This is a genomic window from Hymenobacter sp. R533113 (assembly GCF_056835965.1).
Genome location: NZ_JAKWBD010000003.1, coordinates 1 through 1950, shown reverse-complemented (window position 1 = coordinate 1950; position 1950 = coordinate 1). Strand labels below are relative to the sequence as shown.

The 1950-nt window shown below is 65.2% G+C and carries 3 protein-coding genes; 2 read left to right on the top strand and 1 reads right to left on the bottom strand.

Annotated elements, in window-relative coordinates:
* A partial coding sequence (locus MKZ35_RS06065; protein WP_482512338.1) for a cytochrome b/b6 domain-containing protein occupies positions 1–432 on the top strand: 432 nt, incomplete at its 5' end.
* 29 nt (positions 433–461) lie between these two features.
* Positions 462–1289 (top strand): molybdopterin-dependent oxidoreductase, encoded by an 828-nt coding sequence (locus MKZ35_RS06060; protein ID WP_482512337.1) that lies wholly within the window; start codon positions 462–464, stop codon positions 1287–1289.
* A gap of 107 nt (positions 1290–1396) precedes the next feature.
* Here MKZ35_RS06060 and MKZ35_RS06055 read toward each other — a convergent pair whose 3' ends face one another.
* Entirely contained in the window at positions 1397–1756 is a 360-nt protein-coding gene (locus tag MKZ35_RS06055; protein WP_482512336.1) for a DUF6799 domain-containing protein, read from the bottom strand.
* Between the last annotated feature and the right edge of the window lie 194 nt (positions 1757–1950).

Here is a 1950-nt window from a genome sequence, read left to right as displayed (position 1 = left end):
CCCAACCGCCACAGCTTCGCCAGCGCCTGGCAAACAGTGCTGCACGATTTGGGCATCCGTAAGGAGCCGCTGCCGCCCCATAAGTTCAACGGCGCCCAGCAGATTGCCTACACCTCGGTAATCGTCATGGGACTGGGCTCGGTGCTCACGGGGCTGGCCATCTACAAGCCCACCCAGTTTGCGTGGCTCACCACGCTGCTGGGCGGCTACGAGTTTGCGCGCCTGCTGCACTTCGCCCTGACCATTGGCTACGTGCTGTTTTTTGTGGTGCACATTGCTCAGGTCGTGAAGGCCGGCTGGAATAATTTCCGGGCTATGGTGGCGGGTTTCGAGATTCAGGAGGTGAACCCGCGCACTGGCCAAGTAGTGGCCGGCCCGCCCACCCTACCCGCCGCCGACGCTTCCTTGTCCCCATCTACTCCTCAGGTCTAACCCCTCTTATCTTAACTGCCGCTGCCCCCATGAGCGACCAACCACTACCCGAACCCGTACCCACCGAGGCTGAAGCGGCCGAAGAGCGGGTGGCCCTGAAAGCGGCTACCGTCCGCTCCCGCCGCGCCTTCCTGGGGCTGGGGCTGGCCGGGCTGGCCGGCTTCGGCGGCTGGCGCTGGCTGATTTCGCAGCCCGCCGACGAAGGGATTCCGCGCCCGCTGCGCAAGGTGCTGGAGGTCAACCACTCTTTGCTCGACGCCGACCGGGGTAGCCTGCGCCTGGCCCCGGAATTTGCCAAAAGCCGGGCCGAGAAGCTTCGGGCCAACGGCAACGTGGGTCTGGACGAAGAGTTTGACCCCATGGCCTGGCGCCTGACGGTGCGGGGCTACGGCCCCGGCGAGCCGCAGCAGTTTACGTTTGCGCAGCTCAAGGCCCTGCCCCGTACCGATATGACCACCGAATTTAAGTGCGTGGAAGGCTGGAGCACCATCGTGAGCTGGGCCGGGGTGCGCCTCTCCGATTTTCTGGCCCGCTACCCGCTGGCTACCCGCTCGGGCCAGCCCGTGGACCCGGCCAACCCGCCCGCCGACGTGGCCCCGTTCGTGAGCCTCACTACGCCCAACGAAGCCTACTACGTGGGCCTGGAAATCGAAAGTGCCCTGCACCCCCAGACCCTGCTCTGCTACGAGATGAACGGCGAGCCGCTGAGTCTGAAGCACGGCGCCCCGCTGCGCCTGGTGACGCCGCTCAAGTACGGCATCAAGCAAATCAAGCGCATCGGCACCATCGCCTTCCTCGACCAGCGCCCCCCCGATTACTGGGCCGCCCGCGGCTACGACTGGCACGCCGGTCATTAACCGGCCCGCCGCCACCCCGGCTGGCTACGCACCGAAGCCCCCGAAGCAGCTCAGGTTGCTTCGGGGGCTTCGCTCGTTTTAAGGTTCTGTACTGCCGGTGCCGGGCCTTACGGCATGCGTTTCATCAGGTCGGCTGAGACGTGCTTATTGTCGCGCGTGACGCGGCGGTGCTTGGGTAGCGCAGCCGGCACGAGCATACCGTCCATTTTCACCTGGTCACCCTCACGCAGCGGTAGCCACTGGCCACCGGGCAGCATCAGCTTGCCATCGGGCCGCACGGTGGCGCCGTTGGCCAGGGCCATATCCGTGGTCAGGGGCGTCATCTGGCCGGCTGCTACGGCCATCATTTTTCCTTCTTTCATCACGGCTCCGGTTGCGGCCGCCGCCGGCGCGGTTTGGGCGCGGGCCGGCGGGCAGGTGCCTAGCAGCAGCGCGCCGGCCGACAGCAAAGCAAGCATCGTTTTCATACGCAGCAAGTTAAAGGGTAGAAAAATGGATGGCAGGAAGAGCGCCGCCCGGAGCCGCCCGGGCTCCCGTTGCCGGGGGTACCCGGTTAGGTTATTGCCCCGGATTCGGCATGGCAATGTAAGGATTAGAACGCAGGGACGCCTGTCTTGCTGAACCCTTTTTTCTACCACTGCCATGCTTACCCGTACTGCCC

Coding starts and splice junctions, on each gene's coding strand:
- MKZ35_RS06060 (WP_482512337.1), top strand. CDS start 462: ATGAGCGACCAACCACTACCCGAACCCGTACCCACCGAGGCTGAAGCG.
- MKZ35_RS06055 (WP_482512336.1), bottom strand. CDS start 1,756: ATGAAAACGATGCTTGCTTTGCTGTCGGCCGGCGCGCTGCTGCTAGGC.